The sequence below is a fragment of the Streptomyces sp. NPDC006743 genome (genome assembly GCF_040703815.1).
GTDB lineage: Bacteria > Actinomycetota > Actinomycetes > Streptomycetales > Streptomycetaceae > Streptomyces.
This window is the reverse complement of the sequence record NZ_JBEYJA010000004.1, coordinates 270,381-291,424: the sequence shown is the minus strand read 5'-3', so window position 1 is coordinate 291,424 and position 21,044 is coordinate 270,381. Positions and strand designations below refer to the sequence as shown.

The 21,044-nt window shown below is 72.6% G+C and carries 25 protein-coding genes and 1 pseudogene; 20 read left to right on the top strand and 6 right to left on the bottom strand.

Annotated elements, in window-relative coordinates:
* Positions 1–18 precede the first annotated feature (18 nt).
* The 3 genes from ABZ719_RS05970 to ABZ719_RS05960 form a co-directional block, all read right to left on the bottom strand.
* Positions 19–1,200: a trypsin-like peptidase domain-containing protein gene (locus ABZ719_RS05970; protein WP_366723983.1), complete on the bottom strand. Its 1,182-nt coding sequence runs from the start codon at positions 1,198–1,200 to the stop codon at positions 19–21.
* A gap of 212 nt (positions 1,201–1,412) precedes the next feature.
* Positions 1,413–2,435: a LacI family DNA-binding transcriptional regulator gene (locus ABZ719_RS05965; RefSeq protein WP_078884063.1), complete on the bottom strand. Its 1,023-nt coding sequence runs from the start codon at positions 2,433–2,435 to the stop codon at positions 1,413–1,415.
* Positions 2,436–2,761: 326 nt separating this feature from the next.
* Positions 2,762–3,562 (bottom strand): response regulator transcription factor, encoded by an 801-nt coding sequence (locus ABZ719_RS05960; protein ID WP_366723982.1) that lies wholly within the window; start codon positions 3,560–3,562, stop codon positions 2,762–2,764.
* 300 nt (positions 3,563–3,862) lie between these two features.
* Here ABZ719_RS05960 and ABZ719_RS05955 point away from each other — a divergent pair, with 300 nt between their 5' ends.
* From ABZ719_RS05955 to ABZ719_RS05920, 8 genes are all read left to right on the top strand, one after another.
* Positions 3,863–4,864, top strand: coding sequence for an alpha/beta hydrolase (locus tag ABZ719_RS05955; protein WP_366723981.1), 1,002 nt, complete (start codon positions 3,863–3,865; stop codon positions 4,862–4,864).
* Positions 4,865–4,897: 33 nt separating this feature from the next.
* The gene (locus tag ABZ719_RS05950) at positions 4,898–5,152 is read left to right on the top strand and encodes a MoaD/ThiS family protein (protein ID WP_366723980.1); all 255 of its coding nucleotides are present in this window, start codon (positions 4,898–4,900) and stop codon (positions 5,150–5,152) included.
* A 2-nt stretch (positions 5,153–5,154) separates the two neighbouring features.
* Positions 5,155–6,513: a hypothetical protein gene (locus ABZ719_RS05945; protein ID WP_366723979.1), complete on the top strand. Its 1,359-nt coding sequence runs from the start codon at positions 5,155–5,157 to the stop codon at positions 6,511–6,513.
* 117 nt (positions 6,514–6,630) lie between these two features.
* Positions 6,631–7,350, top strand: coding sequence for a DUF2993 domain-containing protein (locus tag ABZ719_RS05940; protein WP_366723978.1), 720 nt, complete (start codon positions 6,631–6,633; stop codon positions 7,348–7,350).
* A gap of 240 nt (positions 7,351–7,590) precedes the next feature.
* Positions 7,591–7,671, top strand: coding sequence for an Ms5788A family Cys-rich leader peptide (locus ABZ719_RS05935; RefSeq protein WP_351055874.1), 81 nt, complete (start codon positions 7,591–7,593; stop codon positions 7,669–7,671).
* Between the two features lie 130 nt (positions 7,672–7,801).
* Positions 7,802–8,647, top strand: a complete 846-nt coding sequence (locus ABZ719_RS05930) for a sulfurtransferase (RefSeq protein ID WP_366723977.1) — start codon at positions 7,802–7,804, stop codon at positions 8,645–8,647.
* Positions 8,648–8,697: 50 nt separating this feature from the next.
* Complete coding sequence (locus ABZ719_RS05925; RefSeq protein ID WP_366723976.1) at positions 8,698–8,985, top strand: DUF1416 domain-containing protein; 288 nt, start codon at positions 8,698–8,700, stop codon at positions 8,983–8,985.
* 110 nt (positions 8,986–9,095) lie between these two features.
* A complete protein-coding gene (locus ABZ719_RS05920) occupies positions 9,096–9,353 on the top strand; it encodes a DUF3099 domain-containing protein (protein ID WP_360967486.1) in 258 nt (85 codons plus the stop codon).
* A 52-nt stretch (positions 9,354–9,405) separates the two neighbouring features.
* Here the strand turns inward: ABZ719_RS05920 and ABZ719_RS05915 are convergent, their stop codons facing one another.
* Positions 9,406–9,768: a DsrE family protein gene (locus ABZ719_RS05915; protein ID WP_366723975.1), complete on the bottom strand. Its 363-nt coding sequence runs from the start codon at positions 9,766–9,768 to the stop codon at positions 9,406–9,408.
* Between the two features lie 103 nt (positions 9,769–9,871).
* Between ABZ719_RS05915 and ABZ719_RS05910 the strand changes: the two genes are divergently transcribed.
* From ABZ719_RS05910 to ABZ719_RS05885, 6 genes are all read left to right on the top strand, one after another.
* Positions 9,872–10,651, top strand: coding sequence for a hypothetical protein (locus ABZ719_RS05910; protein ID WP_366723974.1), 780 nt, complete (start codon positions 9,872–9,874; stop codon positions 10,649–10,651).
* Positions 10,648–11,487, top strand: coding sequence for a hypothetical protein (locus tag ABZ719_RS05905; protein ID WP_366723973.1), 840 nt, complete (start codon positions 10,648–10,650; stop codon positions 11,485–11,487). Before ABZ719_RS05910 ends, ABZ719_RS05905 begins: the two co-directional genes overlap by 4 nt.
* Positions 11,484–12,380: a hypothetical protein gene (locus ABZ719_RS05900; RefSeq protein WP_366723972.1), complete on the top strand. Its 897-nt coding sequence runs from the start codon at positions 11,484–11,486 to the stop codon at positions 12,378–12,380. The genes ABZ719_RS05905 and ABZ719_RS05900 overlap by 4 nt, the downstream gene beginning before the upstream one ends.
* Positions 12,381–12,606: 226 nt before the next feature.
* Positions 12,607–13,182, top strand: coding sequence for an FABP family protein (locus tag ABZ719_RS05895; RefSeq protein WP_366723971.1), 576 nt, complete (start codon positions 12,607–12,609; stop codon positions 13,180–13,182).
* 197 nt (positions 13,183–13,379) lie between these two features.
* Positions 13,380–13,832, top strand: a complete 453-nt coding sequence (locus tag ABZ719_RS05890) for a Fur family transcriptional regulator (protein ID WP_366723970.1) — start codon at positions 13,380–13,382, stop codon at positions 13,830–13,832.
* Between the two features lie 10 nt (positions 13,833–13,842).
* Positions 13,843–14,808 (top strand): folate-binding protein, encoded by a 966-nt coding sequence (locus tag ABZ719_RS05885; RefSeq protein ID WP_366723969.1) that lies wholly within the window; start codon positions 13,843–13,845, stop codon positions 14,806–14,808.
* A 21-nt stretch (positions 14,809–14,829) separates the two neighbouring features.
* Here the strand turns inward: ABZ719_RS05885 and dtd are convergent, their stop codons facing one another.
* Positions 14,830–15,255 (bottom strand): D-aminoacyl-tRNA deacylase, encoded by a 426-nt coding sequence (gene dtd, locus ABZ719_RS05880; protein WP_366724030.1) that lies wholly within the window; start codon positions 15,253–15,255, stop codon positions 14,830–14,832.
* A 172-nt stretch (positions 15,256–15,427) separates the two neighbouring features.
* Here dtd and ABZ719_RS05875 point away from each other — a divergent pair, with 172 nt between their 5' ends.
* The 3 genes and pseudogenes from ABZ719_RS05875 to ABZ719_RS05865 all read left to right on the top strand — a co-directional run bounded on the left by ABZ719_RS05875 (position 15,428) and on the right by ABZ719_RS05865 (position 17,655).
* Positions 15,428–16,177 carry a hypothetical protein gene (locus ABZ719_RS05875; RefSeq protein ID WP_366723968.1) on the top strand — a complete coding sequence of 250 codons (750 nt, stop codon included), beginning with the start codon at positions 15,428–15,430 and terminating at the stop codon, positions 16,175–16,177.
* Positions 16,178–16,209: 32 nt separating this feature from the next.
* Positions 16,210–16,458, top strand: a pseudogene (locus tag ABZ719_RS05870) (hypothetical protein); the annotation flags it as partial.
* A 276-nt stretch (positions 16,459–16,734) separates the two neighbouring features.
* Positions 16,735–17,655 carry a winged helix-turn-helix domain-containing protein gene (locus tag ABZ719_RS05865; protein ID WP_366723967.1) on the top strand — a complete coding sequence of 307 codons (921 nt, stop codon included), beginning with the start codon at positions 16,735–16,737 and terminating at the stop codon, positions 17,653–17,655.
* A 21-nt stretch (positions 17,656–17,676) separates the two neighbouring features.
* Here the strand turns inward: ABZ719_RS05865 and ABZ719_RS05860 are convergent, their stop codons facing one another.
* Positions 17,677–17,865: a hypothetical protein gene (locus tag ABZ719_RS05860; protein WP_366724029.1), complete on the bottom strand. Its 189-nt coding sequence runs from the start codon at positions 17,863–17,865 to the stop codon at positions 17,677–17,679.
* A gap of 127 nt (positions 17,866–17,992) precedes the next feature.
* Between ABZ719_RS05860 and ABZ719_RS05855 the strand changes: the two genes are divergently transcribed.
* The 3 genes from ABZ719_RS05855 to ABZ719_RS05845 all read left to right on the top strand — a co-directional run bounded on the left by ABZ719_RS05855 (position 17,993) and on the right by ABZ719_RS05845 (position 21,015).
* Positions 17,993–18,871, top strand: a complete 879-nt coding sequence (locus ABZ719_RS05855) for a GntR family transcriptional regulator (protein WP_366723966.1) — start codon at positions 17,993–17,995, stop codon at positions 18,869–18,871.
* Positions 18,820–19,590 carry an HAD-IA family hydrolase gene (locus ABZ719_RS05850; RefSeq protein WP_366723965.1) on the top strand — a complete coding sequence of 257 codons (771 nt, stop codon included), beginning with the start codon at positions 18,820–18,822 and terminating at the stop codon, positions 19,588–19,590. The genes ABZ719_RS05855 and ABZ719_RS05850 overlap by 52 nt, the downstream gene beginning before the upstream one ends.
* A 297-nt stretch (positions 19,591–19,887) precedes the next feature.
* Positions 19,888–21,015, top strand: coding sequence for a phosphotransferase (locus tag ABZ719_RS05845; protein ID WP_366723964.1), 1,128 nt, complete (start codon positions 19,888–19,890; stop codon positions 21,013–21,015).
* The last annotated feature ends 29 nt before the right edge of the window (positions 21,016–21,044 follow it).

Genomic DNA, 21,044 nt, shown 5'->3' with positions numbered 1-21,044 from the left:
CGGCCGGAACGGGGCGGGTCAGTTCTGTGCGCCGGAGCGCAGCTTGGCCAGGTCGGCCTTGACGGTGTTGACCGGGATGGCGAAGCCGAGGCCGACGCTGCCCGCGCTGGACGAGTCCGACGCGGCCGCCGCCGAGTACATCGCCGAGTTGATGCCGATGATGTTGCCGTTGGCGTCGATCAGCGCACCGCCGGAGTTGCCCGGGTTCAGGGACGCGTCCGTCTGGATCGCCTTGTAGGTGGTGGTCGAGGAGCCGGTGTCGCCGTTGAAGTGCCGGCCGCCGAACTCGAACGGCCACTGGCCGTCGCCCTGCTGCTGGCTCTGTCCCTCCTCGGTGGACACGGTCACGTCCCGGTTGAGCGAGGAGACGATCCCGCTGGTGACGGTCCCGGTCAGGCCCTCGGGGGACCCGATGGCGACGACCTGGTCGCCGACCGCCACCCCGTCGGAGTTGCCGAGGGCCGCGGGCTTCAGGCCGGAGGCGCCCTCCAGCTTGATCAGCGCGAGGTCCTTGGAGCTGTCGGTGCCGACCACCCGCGCGGTGTACGTGTCACCGTCGCTGGTCCGCGCCTTGACCGTCGAGGCACCCGCTATCACGTGGTTGTTGGTGACGACCTCGCCGCCGCTGCTGATGACCACACCGGAACCGGTGGAGGTGCCGTTGTCCAGCGTGGCCGTGATCTCGACGACGCTCGGACTGACCGCCTTGGCGATCGCCGCGATGCTGCCGCGCTGGCTGGAGGGCACCACGTTGGTGCTGGTGCTGCTGGAGGCGACGGTGTCCTTGCCGGTCAGCTGCTGGAAGGCGTAGGCGGTGCCGCCGCCGACGGCCGCCGCCGCGATGGCCACGGCGGCGAGCAGCGCGAGCGGTCCCCGGGCGCGCTTCCTGGGCCCGGGGGCGGAGCCGGCCGCGGCGGCGGGCAGGAGAGCGGTGCCGCCGTCGTTCCCACCACCGTGCGCGCCGTACGCGCCGTGCGTGCCGGGCGCACCGTGAGTTACGTACGCGTCGTACGCGCCATGCGCGCCGGGAGTGCCGTACGCGCCCGGACCGGCGGTGGGGGACTGCGCGGGAGCGTGCGCCGGGGGGTAGGCCGGCGGGGGCGGCCACTCCGGGTTCACGGGCGAGGCGGAGCCGGTCGGGGCCTGTCCGTCACCCTGGGGGTACTCGTACTCGCCGCTGCGGCGGATGCTCTCGGTCATGTCATTGAGAGTGACCCGCGTTCATGAGAGCTTCCTGAGTCCACGCTGAAAAGCCCGACAGAACCTCGTATGCCCGATATAAAGATGCGGGCCGTGAGGGGCGGGCAGCACCGGGTGGCGGCGGCGCGCGACGCGGCCGACGCGGGGCACGGCAGCATGGCGCGGGGCACGGCACCGCAGCGGGGCACGGCGGCGTGGCCCGCGGCCGGAGGTCAGCCGCAGCCGCAGGAACCGCGGACCACCAGCCGCGACGGGAAGACCTTCAGCCGCTCCCGCCGTGACCCGGCGACCCGCAGCCCGTCGTCCAGCACCAGGTCCACGGCCGCGCGGGCCATGGCGGACCGGTCGGAGGCGACCGTGGTGAGCGGCGGGTCCGCGAGCGGGGCCTCCTTGATGTCGTCGAACCCGGCCACCGCCAGCTCGCCCGGCACGTCGATGCGCAGCTCCCGCGCGGCCCGCAGCAGGCCGATCGCCTGGTCGTCGGTGGAGCAGAAGATCGCCGGCGGACGGTCGGGACCGGCGAGGATCTCCAGACCGACCCGGTAGGCGTCGTAGCGGTTGTAGGGCGCCTCGAACAGCCGTCCCTCGGTGGTGAGCCCGGCCTCCGCCATCGCGCGCCGCCAGCCCTCGACGTGGTCGGAGACGGGGTCGCCCACGGCGGGCGTGTCCGCGGTGCCGCCCATGCAGGCGACGTAGTCGTGACCGTGCTCCAGGAGGTGGCGCACGGCGAGCTGGGCGCCGCCCAGGTCGTCGGTGACCACGGCGACGTCGTCGATCGCCTCGGGCCGTTCGTGCAGCAGCACCACGCGGGCGTCCCAGGCGTCGATCTCGGCGGCGGCCAGGTCGTTCAGCGCGTGGGAGACGAGGATGAGGCCCGACACGCGCATCCCGAGGAAGGCGCGCAGGTAGTGGACCTCGCGCTCGGCGACGTAGTCGGAGTTGCCGACGAGGACCATTTTGCCGCGCTCGGCCGCCGCCCACTCGACCGCGTGCGCCATCTCCCCGAAGAAGGGCTGGCGGGCGTCCGGGACGATCAGGCCTATCAGGTCGGTGCGCCGCGAGGCCATGGCCTGGGCGACCCGGTCGGGGCGGTACCCCAGTTCCTTGATCGCGGCGAGGACGCGCTCGCGCGTGGCCGGGGCGACCGGCCGGGGTCCGTTGTTGATGACATAACTGACCACGGCGGTGGAAGTCCCCGCCAGTCTCGCCACGTCGTCCCGAGTCACCTTGGCCACGCGCGGAGTCTACGCGGATGGACACCCCCCGGGCAGGGAGTATCAGTGCGTGGATGTGCGACCCCGGCGCGAGGCCCGCACGGTGCGCCCGCCGGCCCCGTGACCTCCGGGGCCGCCGACACCTCCGGGCGCACCTCTCCCAGGCCTCGCCCGCACCCCGCAACGCCTCGCGCGCGAGCCCGCTGCGCTCACGCCTCCGCGCGGCTCTGCGACGCCCGCTCACGCATGCGACGCCCGCTCACGCCTCCGCACGCCCCACGCGCCCGCTCACGCCTCGCGCCCTCACGCCCGGCGCGCGAGCCTGCCGTGCCCGCGCACGCCTCCACTCACGCCTCCGCGCGGGCCGGGGCGTCGGTGGCGGCGCTGCCGCCGGCCTCGCCGGTCCCGCGCCCGGTGCGGCCGGCCGTCCTCGTCCCGCCCTTGTTCTCGTCCGCGGCGCGGTCCGCCTTCTCGGGCTTCTCCGGGGTGACGAACCGGTACCCCACGTTGCGCACGGTGCCGATCAGGGACTCGTGCTCGGGGCCGAGCTTGGCCCGCAGCCGCCGTACGTGCACGTCGACGGTCCGCGTGCCCCCGAAGTAGTCGTAGCCCCAGACCTCCTGGAGCAGCTGGGCACGGGTGAAGACGCGGCCCGGGTGCTGCGCGAGGTACTTGAGCAGCTCGAACTCCTTGAAGGTGAGGTCCAGCACCCGGCCCTTCAGCTTGGCGCTGTAGGTGGCCTCGTCCACGGACAGGTCGCCGTTGCGGATCTCCATGGGCGAGTCGTCGTCGACGAGCTGCCGGCGGCCCATCGCCAGCCGGATCCGGGCCTCCACCTCGGCGGGGCCCGCCGTGTCGAGCAGCACGTCGTCGACGCCCCAGTCCGCGGTGACGGCCGCCAGGCCGCCCTCGGTGACGACGAGGAGCAGCGGACAGCCCGGCCCGGTGGAGCGCAGCAGCTGGCACAGGCTGCGCACCTGCGGCAGGTCGCGCCGCCCGTCGATCAGGATGACGTCGGCGCCCGGGGTGTCGACGAGCGCGGGCCCCTCGGCCGGGGCCACCCGCACGTTGTGCAGCAGCAGGCCGAGGGCGGGGAGCACCTCCGCCGACGGCTGGAGTGCGTTGGTCAGGAGCAGCAGAGAACTCATCGCGACCCCCCTGTCCGGGTCGTCGTATGGTCGTGCACGGTTCGCTCGTCCATGGCGTCTGGTTCCTCCTCGGGTCCACTGCGAGGACGTGTGCGGCACTGTTCGTCGCTTCGTCTGTGGTGCGGATCCCGCGCCCTGGGACCCGCCGCGGATCCCGGGCCTTGCACGAACCCAAGAGCCACTGTGCCCCGAAGGCCCCGTACACCTGCGGTTTCCCGCGTCGTATACAAAGCCCGCCGAAAGCACAAAAGGACCCGGGGGCTTCACTGCCCGAGTCCTCTTCGCAGCACAATAGCCGACATGAGCTCGGATTCGGCAGGTCATGTGGCGCGTTCGACGATCGTCCCGGAGTCCGAGACGGCACCGTCCGCCCGGGTCAGGAGGTTTCTGCGCACGGCGGACGGGGTGGCGGTCGACGCGCTGTACGAGCCGGGGACGGTGACGGGGACGGCATCCGGGACACCGTCCGTCGTGTTCGTGATCGCGCACGGATTCACTGGCGACCTGGACCGGCCGCACGTGCGCCGGGTGGCGGAGGCGTTCGCGCGCCATGGCGCCGTGGTCACGTTCTCCTTCCGCGGCCACGGCGCCTCCACCGGGCGGTCGACGGTCGGTGACCGGGAGGTGCTCGACCTCGCGGTGGCGGTGGGGTGGGCGCGGAGCCTCGGGCACGCGCGCGTGGTGACCGTCGGCTTCTCCATGGGCGGCTCGGTGGTGCTGCGGCACGCGGCGCTGTACCGGCCGGAGACCGGCACCGGAGCCCGGACCGGTACCGCACCCCGCACCGGCATCGCAGCGCACACGGGCGCAGGTGCAGGTGCAGGTGCAGGCGCAGGCGCCGAGGGGCGCACGGCGGCGCGCGAGGTGGCGCATCCGGAGCGCTCCGAGCACTCTGAGCACTCCGAGCACCCGGACGCCGTGGTGTCCGTGAGCGCCCCGGCGCGCTGGTACTACCGGGGCACCGCCCCCATGCGCCGATTGCACTGGATGGTCATGCGCCCCGAGGGCCGCCTGGTCGGCCGGTACGCGTTCCGCACCCGGATCCACCACCGCGACTGGGACCCCGTCCCGCTCTCCCCGGTGGAGGCGGCGGCCCGCATCGCGCCCGCCCCGCTGCTGATCGTGAACGGCGACCGGGACGCCTACTTCCCCCTCGACCACCCCCGGATGCTGGCCGCGGCCGCCGGTGACCAGGGCGAACTCTGGCTGGAGACGGGCATGGGCCACGCCGAGAACGCCGCCCCCGAGGCCCTCCTGCACCGCATCGCACGCTGGGCCATCTCCCGGGAGGGCCTAACCTGACCATGTCCATTACCGAGTGACTCGAGGAACGGCATGGCAAAGGTCACGGTGCGCTACTGGGCGGCGGCGAAGTCCGCGGCCCAGGTCGCCGAGGAGCCGTACGAGGCGGAGACGCTCGCCGGAGCGCTCGCCGCGGTGCGCGAGCGGCACCCCGGCGAACTCGTCCGCGTCCTGCGGCGCTGCTCGTTCCTCATCGACGGTGACCCCGTGGGAACGCGCGATCACGAGACGGTACGGCTGACCGAGGGCGGCACGGTCGAGGTGCTCCCCCCGTTCGCAGGAGGGTGAGCATGACCGACCAGCCGTACGAGGGCTCCGGGTACGACGGCTCGGGGCAGGGCGCGTACGAGGGCTACGACCCCTACGCCGCCCAGCACCAGCAGCATCAGCAGCATCACCAGCACCACCCCGGGCAGCACCAGCAGCCCCACCAGCAGCAGTACGGGCAGCAGCCCGCCCACCCGCAGGCGCACGCCCAGCCGCAGCAGTACTCGTACGGCCAGCCCCAGCCCCAGCCCCAGCCCCAGGCGTGGCCCGGCCGGCAGCAGGAGGCGTACGACGATCCGTACGCCGGTCCCGCCCAGCAGTGGCAGGGCCAGACCTGGGACACCCAGACCCATGGCCAGCCGGTCGTCGCCACCCCGGAACCCGCGGCGCAGACGGCCTACCTGCCCCAGCTGGACCACCCCCAGCCGCAGCCGCAGGCCCACCCCGAGCCGCACGCCCGCCCGCAGCCGCACCCGGCGGCGGCCTACGCGGACGGCCCCGCCCCCACCGGCCCCGCCCCGGCGGCCCCCGCGGCCTCCACCGCCCCCGCGGCCCCTTCCGCCCCGCAGGACCCGGCCGCCGGCGAGCCCGCCTACGGTCCCGCCACCATCGGCGGCAACACCCGGGTCACCGACGCCCAGCGGGCCCGCGCCGAGGGCCGCTCGCCGATCATCGACCCGGGCATGCAGCCCGCCGCGCTGACGGCGCTGCTCGGGCTGCTGCTGGCCGGTGCGGCCGAGGCCGGCACGTACGCGCTGCTCGTACCGCTGGTGGTGCTCCAGGCGGTGACGGCGGCCGGCTGGTTCCGGCTCAACGGCATGTGGCCCGCCCGGCAGGGCATCGCCCTCGGTTTCGCGGGCGCGCTCGTCTGTGACGTGGCGGTGCTCGGCGCGGGCCGCGAGCACGCGCCCGCGGCGATCCTCGGCACGCTCGGCGTCTGGGTGCTGCTCTCCCTCGTCCTCCAGCTGCGCTCCCACGCCGACCCGGACGAGCGGATGTACGGCCTTATGGCGACCGTCGCCTCGGCGGCGCTGGCGGTCCTGGCGACCGGCTATCTGGCGGGCGGCGCGGACGCGGTCGCGGTGGGCGCGGCGGCGGTCGCCGTGGCCGTCCTGGCGCGTGCGCTGCCGCTGCCCGCCGCGGCCTCGGTGGTCGTCGCGCTGCTCGCGGCGGCGGGCGCGGGCATCGCCGTCGGCGGCATGACGGGCCTGGGCGCCAAGGGCGCGCTGCTCGGGGCGTGCGCCGCGGTGTGTGCCCTGATCGGGCACCGTGTGGCCGCCTACGACTACCCCTCCCGCTTCGTGCACTTCACGGCCGGGGTCGCCCTGCCGCTGTCGGCGGCGGCGCCGGTGGTGTGGGTGCTGGGGCGCGCGCTGGGCTGAGCCGTCCGGTGCTGTCACAGGTGATCGACAATCCCGCGGCCCCGCATCCGGGCGGGGTTACGCTCGCGAGGGACGGCTGCCCGGTCGTCGCGGACGGACGAGGTGGGGGAACACCCGATGCGCGCCCTGCGAGTACTGCTGATCGTCGTCGTGGTCCTGGGCGTGCTGTTCGTGGTGGTCGACCGCGTCGCGGTGCACTTCGCCGAGGGCCAGGTCGCCGACCGGCTGCGCAGCACGGAGCACCTGGCGAGCACTCCCGACGTGTCCATCGACGGCTTCCCGTTCCTCACCCAGCTGGCGGGCGGTGAGCTGGACGACGTCGAGGTCGGCATCAAGGACTACGAGGCGGCCACCGGCGAGGGCGACAAGATCCGTATCGACGACCTGAAGGCCGACATGAGGGGCGTGGAGTTCTCCGGCGACTACCGCTCGGCCACCGCCGCCCGCGCCACCGGCACCGCGACCATCGCCTACGACGAGCTGCTGAAGGCCGCCAAGTCGACGCCGACCGACATCGGCTTCGGCCTCAAGGCACAGGTGGTGGGTCTCTCGGACGGGGGTGACGGCAAGATCAGGCTGGCCGTGCGGATCGCGTCGTTCCCGGTGGTCCACGTGCTGGGTTCGATCGAGGTCAAGGGCGACAGGATGCGCGTCACGGCCGACGGGATGCCCAAGCTGGCCGGCCTCGCGTTCGCCGAGAGCCGGATGCGGGCCATCACCGACTTCCAGCAGGCACTCGACCAGCTGCCGGGAGGCATCAGGCTCGACTCGGTGCGGGCGGGGAAGGACGGAGTCCAGATCACGGTGAAGGGGTCGCACGTCAAGCTCACGCAGTGACGTCCGTGAGCTCACGCGACGATGTCCGTGAGCTCACGTATGGACGTCCGTTGGCTCACGCGATGACGTCCGAGGAGCGAGACACCCCGTCCGCGCCACAGCCGCGCCGCCGCGAACGGACGGTCCCCGACGGCCCCGGACTTACCCCGTTTCCTCCCGCGTCCCACATCACGGACGATCCCGTCTCATGATGCGACACGCCGGTGACATGGCCGCCTGTCCCTCCCTACGATCGACGGCATGAGGCGACAGGCGGATCTCACGAAGCGGCGGGCAGTGGACCTGTGCCGCGTTGCCGCCATGCTCTGTCGCCCCTTCTGAGCGGAAGCCCTCCCGAGGCTCCGCGTCTCCCAGCCGCCCTGCTCGAAGGGCATCCGTGCGCCGCTCGCACCCCGAGCGCGCAGCCACGCACCCACACGCCCCGCCGTAACTGCCCCGGAGGAGATTGAGCATGAGCCGCAGTGACGTCCTGGTCGACGCCGACTGGGTCCAGGAGCACCTGGACGACCCGAGCATCGCCATCGTCGAGGTGGACGAGGACACGTCCGCGTACGACAAGAACCACATCAAGAACGCCATCCGGATCGACTGGACCGACGACCTCCAGGACCCGGTCCGCCGTGACTTCGTCGACCAGGCCGGCTTCGAGAAGCTGCTGTCGGAGAAGGGCATCTCGAACGACCACACGGTGATCCTCTACGGCGGCAACAACAACTGGTTCGCCTCCTACGCCTACTGGTACTTCAAGCTCTACGGCCACGACAACGTCAAGCTCCTCGACGGCGGCCGCAAGAAGTGGGAGCTGGACGCCCGCGAGCTGGTCGACGGCACCGACGTGCCCGAGCGCCCGAGGACCGACTACAAGGCCAAGCCGCAGGACACCTCCATCCGCGCCTTCCGCGACGACGTGGTGAAGGCCATCGGCGCGCAGAACCTGGTCGACGTGCGCTCGCCCGACGAGTTCTCCGGCAAGCTGCTCGCCCCGGCCCACCTGCCGCAGGAGCAGTCGCAGCGTCCGGGCCACGTCCCCTCCGCGAAGAACATCCCGTGGTCGAAGAACGCCAACGACGACGGCACCTTCAAGTCGGACGAGGAGCTGAAGGCCCTCTACGCCGACGAGGACGTGGACCTCGCCAAGGACACCATCGCCTACTGCCGCATCGGTGAGCGCTCCGCCCTGACCTGGTTCGTCCTGCACGAGCTGCTGGGCGTGGAGAACGTCAAGAACTACGACGGCTCCTGGACCGAGTACGGCTCCCTGGTGGGCGTGCCGATCGAGCTGGGCTCCGGCAAGTAAGACGGACCCGACCGTACCGACCTCTCAAGACCTCTCTTCAGGAGTACGCCATGTGTGGAGCGAAGGCCGGCGGCCCCGACGCCTCGACGATCAAGCCCGGTGAGACGACGATCCAGGGGCAGGTGACGCGTGACGGCGAGCCGGTGACGGGCTACGTCCGCCTGCTGGACTCGACCGGCGAGTTCACCGCGGAGGTCCCGACCTCCGCCACCGGCCAGTTCCGCTTCTACGCCGCGGAGGGCACCTGGACCGTGCGCGCGCTGGTCCCCGGCGCCAGCGCGGACCGTACGGTGGTCGCCCGGCAGGGCGGGCTCGCGGAGGTCGCGATCGCGGTCTGAGACCGCCGAGCACGCGGAGGGCCGTACCCCGGGGTTGGACGCCGGGGGTGCGGCCCTCCGGCCTGTCCGCGCATCCGCCGCCCAGGGGGGCGCGGAACTACCCTGGAGGTATGTACGCACGGCGCCGCCACGCCTACTTCGCCATGATGGGCACCTGCATCACGCTGTTCGTCCTGGCGTGGGGGGTCGTGCGCATCTGGTCGGTGCCGGCCGCCGTCGGCATGTGCCTGTTCGCCATGGTCATCCCGCCGGTCGCCGCCATGGTGGCCAACCGGCGCGGCCCGGACGACCGCTGGTGGGACGACCCGTCCGGCGACCCGAAGTCCGACGAGTGGTGGGACGAGCTGGACGGCAAGAAGCGCCATTGACCGGGGCCCCCGCTGAGCGGCGCCGCCCTCGCCGCCCGCCCACCCGGCCGTCTCAGTAGACGAGCGCCTGCGTCTCCTCGCCCAGCGCCTCCTGCACGAAGACCTGCGCGCCCGCGATGCGCACGCCCTCGATCACGTCCTTCTCCGTGATGTCCCGGCGGGCCGCGCACTGCGTGCACAGGGTGACGCGGCCGGCCGCGAGGACGGAATCGAGCAGGTCGGGCAGCGGGGCGGCGTGCGGAAGCTCGAACCCGGCCGCCCGGCCGGGCAGCGCGAACCAGGACGACTCCCCGGTCAGCCACAGGGACACGTCCACCCCGCTGGCCACGGCCACCGCCGCGACCGTGAACGCCTGCGAGCACCGCTCGGGGGAGTCCGCACCGGCCGTCACCTTGATCACGAGCTTCTTCGCCATGCCCGAATCGTAATCAACTCCTTTACAACCGCGGGTGCCGCCAGGGGGTCTCCTGTGCAGCGCGCATACGGAAGGCGCGCTTCATGTTCTGTGGGGGCACGTCTTGGAAGTACCGGAAAGACCGATTTCCGCGCCCGAGGGGGGTACGGAGGTTCCGGGGGTCACGCCGCAGGCACCACCGCGCCGGTTCAGGCGTACCGCGCTGCTCGTCGCCGCCGCGGCCGTGCTCGGCGTGGTCGCCGGCACCTGCACGGGTTACGTCGTCCAGGCGGGCCGCGAGCCCACCCCGCTCCCGCCGCTCTCCCAGCCGGTGGTCGAGCAGGCCAAGGGCGAGGTGGAACCGCTGTCCGCCGCGCAGGACCGCCGGGTGAAGACCGACGGCGACCTGCGCAAGCTGCTGGTCGACCGGCCGAAGGGGGCCCGGGACGATCCGTACGGCGTGAACGGCGACGGCTGGATGAGCCTCACGGAGTACGCGCACGAGTTCACCAAGCCGGACAAGGCGTTCGGCAACGACCTCTCGGACGATTTCCGGCGGGCGGTCGGCACCAGGTGGGAGACGGGCGACACCCATGAGGTCGAGATCCGTCTCGCGCAGTACCGCCAGGAAGAGGAACTGACCGCCGCGGGCCAGGCCGTCGGCGCGATGTACTGGGCGCAGCGGGAGATCCACGGCCACCACTGGCCGATCCCGGGCACCGGCTCCGGCATGGCGTACACGGCCACCGAGCCCCACCGGAAGCCGGGATACCTGCCGATGTACGAGGCCGAGGCCCACGCCTGGCGCGGCGACATCGTGATGGAGATCTACGTCTACGACACCAAGCCGATCACCAAGAAGGAGATCATGAGTCTGGCTCAGCGGCAGATGGGACGGCTGTGAACGAGAACCAGCCGAACCAGTCGGACCAGCCGGACCAGTCGTCCGTGCCGGCCCCCGCTCCCGCCTCCGGCCCCGCACCCGTGCCCGCACCGCGCCGCCGCCGCGCGGGCGTCATCACCGGGTGCGTCGTGCTGCTCGTCGCGCTCGTCGGCGGCACCGGTTACACCGTCACCACCGTGCGCGCCGCCGACCGCGACCCCGGCGCTCCGGTCTGGCGCCTGCCGAAGTCCGCCGCCGAGCAGCGTCCGGCCCCGGCCACCGGTCTGAAGGCGATGCTGCTGCCCTACGGGACCCAGGAATTCGTACGCGGTCCCGACATGGGTGAGTTCGGGAACGACGCCGAGCTGAGCGGCGCGCAGGCCACCCAGCTGCGCAAGGACGCGCTGCGCAACCTGCCCCGCTCCCAGCGGCGGCAGCTGGCGAAGGAGATCGACAAGCAGCACGTCAAGGGCATGGTGATGCGCAGCTACATCAACGACGGTGCCGCGGTCGGCGTCAGCTCCTACGCGGAAAAGGCCTACACCGTCCAGATCGTGCTCTCCCGGATGGGCAGCAGCAGGACCGTGCGTTCCATCGCCGGCTACCAGCAGCAGTTCTTCGAGACGCTGAGGATCTTCCGCGCCGGTCCGAAGATCGAGGGGCACAAGAACGCCCGGTGCTTCCTGCCGCCCGCGGACTCCGAGGAGAAGCTCGACGCCATGATCTGCTCAGGGTACGAGGACGACGTCCTGGTCAGCGCGACCATGCAGGCGGTCAAACCGCTGGACACCGAGGACGCGGCCCGGATGTTCCGCAAGCAGCTCGACCGCATCAAGGGATCGGGGCAGGCGGTATGACCGAGCAGACCACCGAAGCGACGGCCGGGCAGAGCGTGAAGGGCACTCCTCCCGAACCACCGGCCGCGCCCCCGCCGCCGGCCACGGACCCCGCGCCCGCGCTCACCGCACCGCCCCCGCCCGCCCGCAGGGACCGACCCCGGCTCCGGGCCCTGCTGCGGTGGACCGCCGCCGTCGTCGTGTTCGCGGTGGCCGGCGCCGGGACCGCGTACGGCATCACCCGCGCGGACCGTACGGACCTCCCCGGTCTCGCCACCGCGTCCGACGGCCGCTGGGACTACCCGCCGGTCGTCAAGCCGCCGCTGCCGTCCGGCAGCCTCGCCCGGGACGCCTCGAACAACACCGCCGGCGCGCACTACGCCGACCTGCGCGCCCTGGTGCTGCCCGCGCCGCACGGCGCCCGCGAGGACACGGCGCTGCGGGGCTCCGACGGCTGGCTGGCGACGAAGGACTTCCTCGCCGTGTACGCGCGCTCGCAGGACCGCGAGAAGTTCGGGCAGCAGCTGACCGACCACGGTCTGCGGCACGTCGCCGCCCGCGGCTGGACCACGCCGGACGGCACGCGTACGCGGATCTACCTGCTGCAGTTCGACACCGCGGCCGTCGTGCAGCACCTGTACGACAGCGGGCTCTCCCAGTCCGGCGGCCCCGGGTACGAGCTGGCGGGCGTCGAGCGGTCCGTCTTCGACAACCGTTTCCCGACCGCTTCCCGGGTGGACGGCGTCGACCGCGTCGCCTACGTGGAGGCCAAGCCCTACGGCGCCGAGCAGGTCCGCCAGGCCTACCTCCGCGCGGGGGACGTCCTCGCCCTGGTCGTCCAGTCCCGCAAGGGCTCCGCGGCCGCCGTGCCGTTCCAGCAGACGGTGACGCTGCAGAGCGAACTGCTCGGCTGAGCGGGTGAGGGAGCACCTCACCAAGAGGGCCGGGCCCGGGCCGACTAAGCTGGGGCCCGGCCCTGTGTACGTACGTACCGCACCGCGCTCGACAAGGAGCACCCCGTGGAGATGTTCTTCGAAACCCTGCTGGTCCTGGTCTGCGTCGGCGTCCTCGCCTTCGCCTACCTGACCGTGAAGAAGCTGTACCAGGGCCAGCGCTGACGACGTCCGGGAGCCACCGCTCATGATCGAGATCCCGTCCGACCTCCACAAGGACCTGGTCCCCCTCGCCTTCCTGCTCGGCGACTGGGCCGGTGCCGGTGTGCACGACTTCCCCGGGGCGCAGAAGTGCAACTTCGGCCAAGAGGTCAGCTTCACCCACGACGGCCGGGACTTCCTGGAGTACCACTCGCACACCTGGGTGCTGGACAACGACGGCAACAAGGTACGGCCGCTGGAGTCCGAGTCCGGCTTCTGGCGGATCGACGACAGCCGCAAGGTCGAGGTCACGATGGTCCGCGACGACGGCGTCATCGAGGTCTGGTACGGCGAGCTGGCCGACAAGAAGCCGCAGATCGACCTGGCCACGGACACCGTGGCCCGCACCGCCGCCTCCGCCCCCTACTCCGGCGGCAAGCGGCTGTACGGCTACGTCAAGAGCGACCTGATGTGGGTCGGCGAGAAGCAGACCCCCGAGGTCGAGCTGCGCCCCTACATGTCGGCCCACCTGAAGAAGGTCGTCACCCCGGAGGAGGTCGAGCGCTGGGCCAAGGCCCTCCCGGACGACCTGCCCGACGACGGCATCGCCTTCTTCAAGTAGTCCGGGGCGCCCCTGGGCGGCCCAGGGCCTCTCGTCCGGGCCGCGTGCCGGGCTCGCGGGGTCCGGGGGCCGCACCTGGCGGCGTCGTCGGTTGCCGCGCCTCCGCGATGCCGCCCTGCCCCGCCTCGCGGCGTACGGTCCCGGATCCCGCTCCCTGATCCGGCCTGATCCGAACGAAAGACCCTAGACTCTGCGGTGTGGTGAGCACCGACTGGAAGAGCGATCTCAGGCAGCGCGGCTACCGGCTGACGCCGCAGCGTCAGCTCGTGCTCGAAGCCGTGGACACCCTGGAGCACGCGACCCCCGACGACATCCTCGGCGAGGTGAGGAAGACGGCGTCGGGGATCAACATCTCCACCGTCTACCGGACGCTGGAGCTGCTGGAGGAACTGGGCCTGGTCAGCCATGCCCACCTCGGCCACGGCGCCCCCACCTACCACCTGGCCGACCGCCACCACCACCTCCACCTCGTCTGCCGCGACTGCGACAACGTCATCGAGGCCGACGTCGAGGTGGCGGCCGAGTTCACGGCCAAGCTGCGCCGGCAGTTCGGGTTCGACACCGACATGAAGCACTTCGCCATCTTCGGCCGGTGCAAGGACTGTTCCGGCCGGGACCGCTCCCCGGGGGGCACGCCGGGCACGTCGTAGGCTTGCCCGTATGAAGAGCCCCCTGCTGTCGCTGCCCGGTGCCGTCCCCGGCGAGGGCGTGGACGAAGGCGTCGCCGCACACTACGGCGACCTGTTCCGCGAGCAGCGCGCGCTCGCGGACGGCACCGGTTTCGTCGACCTGTCGCACCGCGGTGTCGTCACCGTCTCCGGCGAGGACCGGCTGAGCTGGCTGCACCTGCTGCTCACCCAGCACGTCAGCGACCTGCCGGCCGGCCGGGCCACCGAGGCGCTGATCCTCTCCGCGAACGGTCACATCGAACACGCGCTCTACCTGGTCGACGACGGTGAGACGGTCTGGGCCCATGTGGAGCCCGGCACCCAGGAGGCGCTGATCGCCTACCTGGAGTCGATGAAGTTCTTCTACCGGGTCGAGGTCGCCGACCGCACCGCCGACGTCGCCGTGGTGCACCTGCCGGCCGGCTCGATCGCCGAGGTACCCGAGGGCACCGTCGTCCGCGAGACCGCCTACGGCCGCGATCTGTTCCTGCCCCGCGCCGAGCTGGAGCCGTACGCGGCGCGCAGCGGCCCGCCCGCCGGGCTCCTCGCCCACGAGGCGCTGCGCGTCGAGCAGCACCGGCCGCGGCTCGGCTTCGAGACCGACCACCGCACCATCCCGCACGAGCTGGGCTGGATCGGCACCGCCGTCCACCTGCAGAAGGGCTGCTACCGCGGTCAGGAGACCGTGGCCCGGGTGCAGAACCTGGGCAAGCCGCCGCGGCGTCTGGTCTTCCTGCACCTCGACGGCAGCGAGGTGCACCTGCCGGCGCACGGCACGGAGATCCGCCTCGCCGACGAGGGCCCCGACGGCCGCCGGATCGGCGTGATCACCACGTCCGCCCGCCACCACGAACTGGGCCCGGTCGCCCTGGCCCTGGTCAAGCGGAACGTCCCCGTGGACGCCCGGCTCATGGCCGGGGACACGGCGGCGGCGCAGGAAGTGGTCGTGGAGCCGTAGCCGGGCGGCCGCACCCGCGGCTCAGATCTCCAGCAGGACGGTGAACGGGCCGTCGTTCGTCAGCGACACCCGCATCCGCGCGCCGAAACGGCCCGTCTCCACCGTCGCGCCCAGCGAGCGGAGCTGGGCGACCACCTCGTCCACCAGCGGTTCGGCGACCTCGCCGGGCGCGGCGGCGTTCCAGGTGGGGCGGCGGCCCTTGCGGGCGTCGCCGTAGAGCGTGAACTGGCTGATCACCAGCAGCGGGGCGCCCGTGTCGCTGCACGACCTCTCGTCCTGCAGCATGCGGAGCGTCCACAGCTTGCGGGCGAGCTGCGCCGCCTTCTCCTTGGTGTCCTCGTGGGTGACCCCGACGAGGACGCACAGCCCCTCGCCCTCGATGGCCCCCACCGTCCGGTCCTCCACGACGACGCTCGCGCCATCCACTCTCTGCACCACTGCACGCATGCCGACCATCATGCCGGGCGCCGCCGCGGCCTTTGGCCCGACGTCCATATCGTGCTTCTTTATGCTTCGTAACCCCCCATCCGGGGCTGATCGGGGGCACTCGGTCACATACCGGCCACTCCGGGTGGCACGATGCTTCCGTACGCGCCGGTCGAGGGGACGGTTGAGGCGCATGAGCACATCGAGTACCGAGCCGCAACCGCAGCCCGGGGCGGTCCCGCCCCTCGGCACGGCGGTCGCGGAGACCATCGCCCACCGGCCGCCGGTGCAGCGCACCGACAGCCCGCCGCTGCCGTCGGATCCGCCGCCCGCCGCGGACCGGCCCGCGAGCACCGAGGGGCTACCGGAGGCACCCGTGGTGGACCCACTGCTGGCCATGGAGCCGGCCGAGCCCGACCTGACGGTGCTGAGCCTGCCCGAACTGCGCGCCCTGCGCCGCAGGGCCCAACGGGACGAGGCGGACCTGAGTTACGTACGGCGGCTGCTCCAGGGGCGGATCGACATCCTGCGCGCGGAGCTGGCCCGGCGGGGCGGCGGGGCGCGGACGGCGCCCGGCGGGGACGGCGCCGGACCCGCGCCCGCCGTGGAGGACGGCGGGGCGTCCGTCGTCGAACGGCTCGCGGAGATCCTCCGGGACGCGCCCGCCCGCCAGCGTTCCTCGGCCCGGCACCTGACGCTGGGCACCCCGCAGGGGGAGGAGTACCGGCGGCTGTCCGCACAGATGCTCGCCGAGGTCGAGCTGTCGGACCTCGACGCCCGCACCGACCTCGAACTGGGCGCGGCGATGGGCCGGCTCGTCCGGTACGAGCAGCAGGTCTCCCGCCGCCGCCACCAGCTCCAGCACACGGCCGACGGCTGCAGCGCGGAGATCGCCCGCCGCTACCGCGAGGGCGAGGCCCAGGTGGACGACCTGCTCATCTGAGAGGGCCGCCGGCCGGCCCGGCGGCCCCGCCCGCCGGGGTGTCCTGCACGCCGACGACGCGGAGCGCCGATCTTTCGCTGCCCGCCGGGGTGCCGGCGCCGCTGTGGCCGGGTGACGAGCCGGCGGTCCGGCTCGCGGCGCCGGGCCGCGTCCGGGAAGAACGAGCGGGCGCCGCCGAGATGGCCGACGCCCTGCTGCGTACGTCCGGGCGGCCGTGGTGCCCGGACCTGTTCCGAACGCTCCTTCCTGCCGGTGACCGTGACGGGGGTGACGATCCGTAGTGTGATGTTCAGTTGTGGCTGTGCCATGGGGACGGTCTTCAGTTGTGGCGGTGCTCGAGACGCTCTTCGGTTGTGGCTGTGCGGTGTCGCCGACCGGGCTCCCGGCTCCCCTCCGGAGGGGAGCGCGGTCCGACGTACCCCCTGTGTCACCGTGGGACCAACCGGCCAAAGGTTCGACCATGTGCGGCAAGTTGGCCACCAACTTCTCTCTACTTATCTCCGCTTGGAAGCGGCTCATAACCACCTTTCCCTGAACTGCCCAAAGATGGCGAGAAGTTGTACCGTTCAGTGGTGGACCCGGAACACGCCTTGGCCAGTGGGCGGAAGAGGACACAGCGGCCCCAGAGGTCACACCGCGAGGTGGCCGACGAACTGCGGCAGCGGATCAGGACCGGTCTGCTGCGTCCGGGTGAGCGCATGCCCACGCAGGCCGTGCTGGCTGCCGAGTTCGGCGTCGAGCGCGGGACCGTCCGGCAGGCCCTGCGCATCCTCCAGTCGGAGCACCTGCTCACCCATGTGACCAAAGGGAGCCCGGCGACCGTCGCGGCCCTCCCGGAACGGGTCCTCACCGGCCCCGCCGCCCCGCCGCTGCCCACCACGGCGGCGCTCGCGCCCTGTGTCGCCGCCGCCTTCACCGCCCCCCACGTGGAGATCGACGCGCTGTGCCTGACCGCCGTCTCGCTGACCCTGGCCATGGGCGAGCCGCTGCGGCAGATCCACGCGGGGCGGCTGAAACCGGCCAAGGTCGACGTGCGGGTGCTGCTGCCCAGCCGGGACATCGAACTGGCCTTCCCCGCGCCGGTCGACCCCTGCGCGCCGGATCACCGGCTGCGCACGCGCTGGCTGGCCGTGCGCAACGCGCAGGGCCAGGTGCTGCGGCACAACCTGATGTCGCTGCGCGCCACCCACGGCATCGACGTGCGGGTCACCTTCCGCGCGCTGCCCTTCACCCCGCCGGTCAAGCTCTACCTGCTCAACGGCGCGGAGGCGCTGTTCGCGTACTACACGGTGGGGCGCCGTGAGGAGGAGATCGACCACGAGCCCTTCCAGTTCTACGACGCGCAGGGCACCCGGTCGATGCTCTTCTCCTTCACGGAGGGCGCCGGGCCGCGCGACACGGCGTTCGTCCAGCAGTCGCACGTCTGGTTCGACGCGCTGTGGGAGACGATCAGCTCGGAGCTGGTGCTCACGAGCTGAGGTGCTCCCCGGCGGGGCCGCTCACAGGGCCGGCCCCGCGACCAGCATCGCCAGGACGACCGCGCCGGCGGAGCTGAGGGCGGGGCTCTTGGCCTTGGTGCCGACGGTGAGCAGCAGCAGGCCCACGAGGCCCGTCGCGCCGTACTTCCACTGGACGATCTGCTCGAAACCGACGACGAAGAGGGCGGACAGGAGGGCGAGGACAGGCACGGCGATTCCCCCTTCTATCGCCAACTCGCTCAAGTTGGCAGCCAACTTACCTTCAGTTGTCCCCACTTGGTGAGTGTTCGAAACAGATCTAGAACAACTCCCGCCAAGTGAATCGAAGTTGTAGCGTTTGGTTGTGACCCAAGAGAACCTGGCCGTGGACGGCAGCCGGAGGAACTCTCCGCAGGAGATCGCCGACGCCCTGCGCGAGCGGATCCGCGCGGGCGAGCTGAAACCCGGCGACCGCCTGCCCACCCAGGCGGAACTCGCCGAGGAGTTCGGGGTGGAGCGCGGCACCGTGCGCCAGGCGCTGCGGGCCCTGCAGGGCGACGGGCTGCTCAGCAACGTCAGCAAGGGCAGCCCGCCCAGGATCGCCGACGCCGCCCCCGCGCGGGAGGAACCGCAGCCGACCATGGTCGCGCTCGCCCCCCGGCTGACGGAGGCGTTCACGAACCGCCGGGTGCGCATAGACGTCGTCTCCCACACCGCGGAGACGCTGATGCTGGCCATGGGCGAGCCGCTCCGGCTGATCCACGAGGGCCGCATACGCCCCGAGGCCGTCGACGTCCGCGTCCTGGTGCCGTCCAGGAACATCGCGCTGGCCTTCCCGGTGCCCGTGGCGGGCCGCGGCGAGGACGACGTGGTCCACCAGCGCTGGCTCGCCATGCGCAACGCGCAGGGCCAGGTGCTGCGGCACAACCTGATGTCGCTGCGCGCCACCCACGGCATCGACGTGCGGGTCACCTTCCGCGCGCTGCCCTTCACCCCGCCGGTCAAGCTCTACCTGCTGGGCGACGAGGAAGCCCTCCTGGGCTACTACACGCTCACCCGGCGCGAGGAGGACTGGGGCGACGAGACCCTGGACATGTACGACGTCCTCGGCTCCCAGTCGCTGCTCTTCTCCTTCCTCAAACGGGCCGGACAGCGCGACGCCGCGTTCGTCACCGAATCCCAGAAGTGGTTCGACGCCCTCTGGGAAACCATCACCACGGACCTGACACTCTCCTAGTGACTTCTGACACGACGCAGCCGGGGATGCGGGCGCTGCGGGAGCTGGTCTCCCGCACGCAGGTGGTCCTCTGGGACTTCGACGGCCCGATCTGCCGCCTCTTCGCGGGCCACTCAGCCCAGCGGGTGGCGCACGGCCTGCTCGACTGGCTCGGACAGCAGGGCCTGCACGGGCTGCTGAGCGACGAGGACCGGGAGCCGCTGGACCCGCACGCCCTGCTGCGCGCGGTGGACCGCCGGCGCCCGCGCAGCGACCTGGTGACGGAGCTGGAGGAGCGCCTCACCCAGGAGGAGCTGAAGGCGGCGGTCACGGCCATGCCGACCCCGTACGCCGACCCGCTGATCCGCACCTGGACCGCGGTCGGCGCCCGGCCGGCCGTCACCAGCAACAACTCACCGGTGGTGGTGCGCGCCTACCTCCAGGGGCGCGGCCTGCTGCCCTGCTTCCAGCCGCACCTGTACGGCCGGACCGGCGAGCTGCGGCACCTCAAGCCCGACCCGCACTGCCTGCACCGCGCGCTCAGCGCCATGGGGGCGGCCCCCTCCACCGCCCTGATGATCGGGGACACCCCCACCGACCTGGAGGCCGCCCGGCGGGCGGGCGTGCACTTCCTCGGCTACGCCCGCAACGAGCACAAGGCGCGCCTGCTGGAGGAGGCCGGCGCGAGGACGGTCGTACGGACCCTGAGCGACCTGCTGGCGGCCGTGCGCCCCGCCTGAGACCCCGGCGCACCGCCCGGGCCCGGTCCCGCGCCGGTGCGACGCGGGGTGAGGCCCGGGAGGTTCGGGTCACCCTCCGTGGCGAGGTCGGAGTAGCGTGTTCCCACTTCGGCACCCCCCGCGGGGCCCGCCCCGCGGCCGGGTGCGACCCTCCCGGGGGGCTCAAGGCGAAAGAAACGGGCAATGCCGCTCGAACTTGCTTCACTCGGACTGGAGGCGCCCGAGCCCGGTCCGTCCGCATCCGGTCCGTCCGCATCAGGCCCGGCCGGGACCGGTTCACCCCCACCGGGTCCGCCCGTGCCCGGCTCCCCCGGACCGGCTTCCCGCGCCCGGCTGCACGCCGTCGAGGCGAGCGGTGACCCGAGCCGGGTCGAAGGGCCGCTGCAGGGGTACCACCACGAGACGTACGCCTTCCCGCTGACGGGCGAGCTGGGGGCGTTGCGTCCGGGGCGGTGGAAGTGCCGGGAGCCGCGCAGCGACCTGCTCTGGTTCGACCGGCGCTGCTTCGCCTCCGAGGAGCAGCTGCTGGCGGCCCTGCAGGGCCGGATCGGCCGGATCCCGGAGCTTCTCGAAGCCGGCGGCATCGGCCTGCAGCGGTTCATCGAGGGCCGCACCCTCGGCGCGCTGTGCCCGTCCGGGAACGCCGTGCCGGGCGGGCTGTTCGGCCAGATCGTCGGACTGTTCGGCCAGCTGATCGCGGTGACGCCCGGCACGCTCGCCGTCGAGCGCCGCTGCGAGGCCGCCGACCGGCCGGCCGACGGGGACACCGCCGCGTTCCTCGAACGGCTCGTGCGCTTCGCCGAGGAGCGCGTCTACGCCCGCAACCTCGCCGGCTTCGGGCAACTCTTCGCGGACCTGCGGATCGACGGAGAGGCGTTCGAACGGCTGCGCAAGCACCTGAAGGGGCTGCGCGAGCGCCCTTTCTGCCTGCTGCACGCCGATCTGCACCGGGAGAACTTCATCGTCGACGCGGAACACCGGCTGTGGACGATCGACTGGGAACTGGCCATGCTCGGCGATCCGCTCTACGACCTCGCCACCCACCTCTACCTGATGCGGTACCCGCGGTGGCAGGCACGCCGGATGACGCAGGCCTGGTGCCGGACCGCGGAGGCCGTCCGCCCCGGCAGCTCCCGCGGCTGGGAGCACGACCTGGAACTGCTCGTCGGCTTCAAGAAGGTCCAGTCGGTCTTCACCGACGTCATCCGGACGGCGCTGGCCCTGGGCACGGGACCCTTGCCCGACCGGCGCACCCTCACGGCGCTGGGCGGGAAGCTGCACCGCGTCCTGGCGGCCGCAGCGCACCCGCTGGCCCTGGAGTCCGTGCCCGCCCCGGCCGCCGTCGTGGCCGCCCTCACCCGCTGGCACCGCACCCACGGCGCCCGGCGGGGCGATCCGGCGGGGCGGGGCGACCCGGTCCCCTGACCCGCCCGTGACCGGACAGGGGGCCGGAC

Bases quoted from the DNA above. Each gene is read 5' to 3' on its own strand.
- ABZ719_RS05970 (WP_366723983.1), bottom strand. From the start codon at position 1,200: ATGACCGAGAGCATCCGCCGCAGCGGCGAGTACGAGTACCCCCAGGGT.
- ABZ719_RS05960 (WP_366723982.1), bottom strand. From the start codon at position 3,562: ATGAGTTCTCTGCTGCTCCTGACCAACGCACTCCAGCCGTCGGCGGAG.
- ABZ719_RS05955 (WP_366723981.1), top strand. From the start codon at position 3,863: ATGAGCTCGGATTCGGCAGGTCATGTGGCGCGTTCGACGATCGTCCCG.
- ABZ719_RS05950 (WP_366723980.1), top strand. From the start codon at position 4,898: ATGGCAAAGGTCACGGTGCGCTACTGGGCGGCGGCGAAGTCCGCGGCC.
- ABZ719_RS05945 (WP_366723979.1), top strand. From the start codon at position 5,155: ATGACCGACCAGCCGTACGAGGGCTCCGGGTACGACGGCTCGGGGCAG.
- ABZ719_RS05940 (WP_366723978.1), top strand. From the start codon at position 6,631: ATGCGCGCCCTGCGAGTACTGCTGATCGTCGTCGTGGTCCTGGGCGTG.
- ABZ719_RS05935 (WP_351055874.1), top strand. From the start codon at position 7,591: ATGAGGCGACAGGCGGATCTCACGAAGCGGCGGGCAGTGGACCTGTGC.
- ABZ719_RS05930 (WP_366723977.1), top strand. From the start codon at position 7,802: ATGAGCCGCAGTGACGTCCTGGTCGACGCCGACTGGGTCCAGGAGCAC.
- ABZ719_RS05925 (WP_366723976.1), top strand. From the start codon at position 8,698: ATGTGTGGAGCGAAGGCCGGCGGCCCCGACGCCTCGACGATCAAGCCC.
- ABZ719_RS05920 (WP_360967486.1), top strand. From the start codon at position 9,096: ATGTACGCACGGCGCCGCCACGCCTACTTCGCCATGATGGGCACCTGC.
- ABZ719_RS05915 (WP_366723975.1), bottom strand. From the start codon at position 9,768: ATGGCGAAGAAGCTCGTGATCAAGGTGACGGCCGGTGCGGACTCCCCC.
- ABZ719_RS05900 (WP_366723972.1), top strand. From the start codon at position 11,484: ATGACCGAGCAGACCACCGAAGCGACGGCCGGGCAGAGCGTGAAGGGC.
- ABZ719_RS05895 (WP_366723971.1), top strand. From the start codon at position 12,607: ATGATCGAGATCCCGTCCGACCTCCACAAGGACCTGGTCCCCCTCGCC.
- ABZ719_RS05885 (WP_366723969.1), top strand. From the start codon at position 13,843: ATGAAGAGCCCCCTGCTGTCGCTGCCCGGTGCCGTCCCCGGCGAGGGC.
- dtd (WP_366724030.1), bottom strand. From the start codon at position 15,255: ATGCGTGCAGTGGTGCAGAGAGTGGATGGCGCGAGCGTCGTCGTGGAG.
- ABZ719_RS05875 (WP_366723968.1), top strand. From the start codon at position 15,428: ATGAGCACATCGAGTACCGAGCCGCAACCGCAGCCCGGGGCGGTCCCG.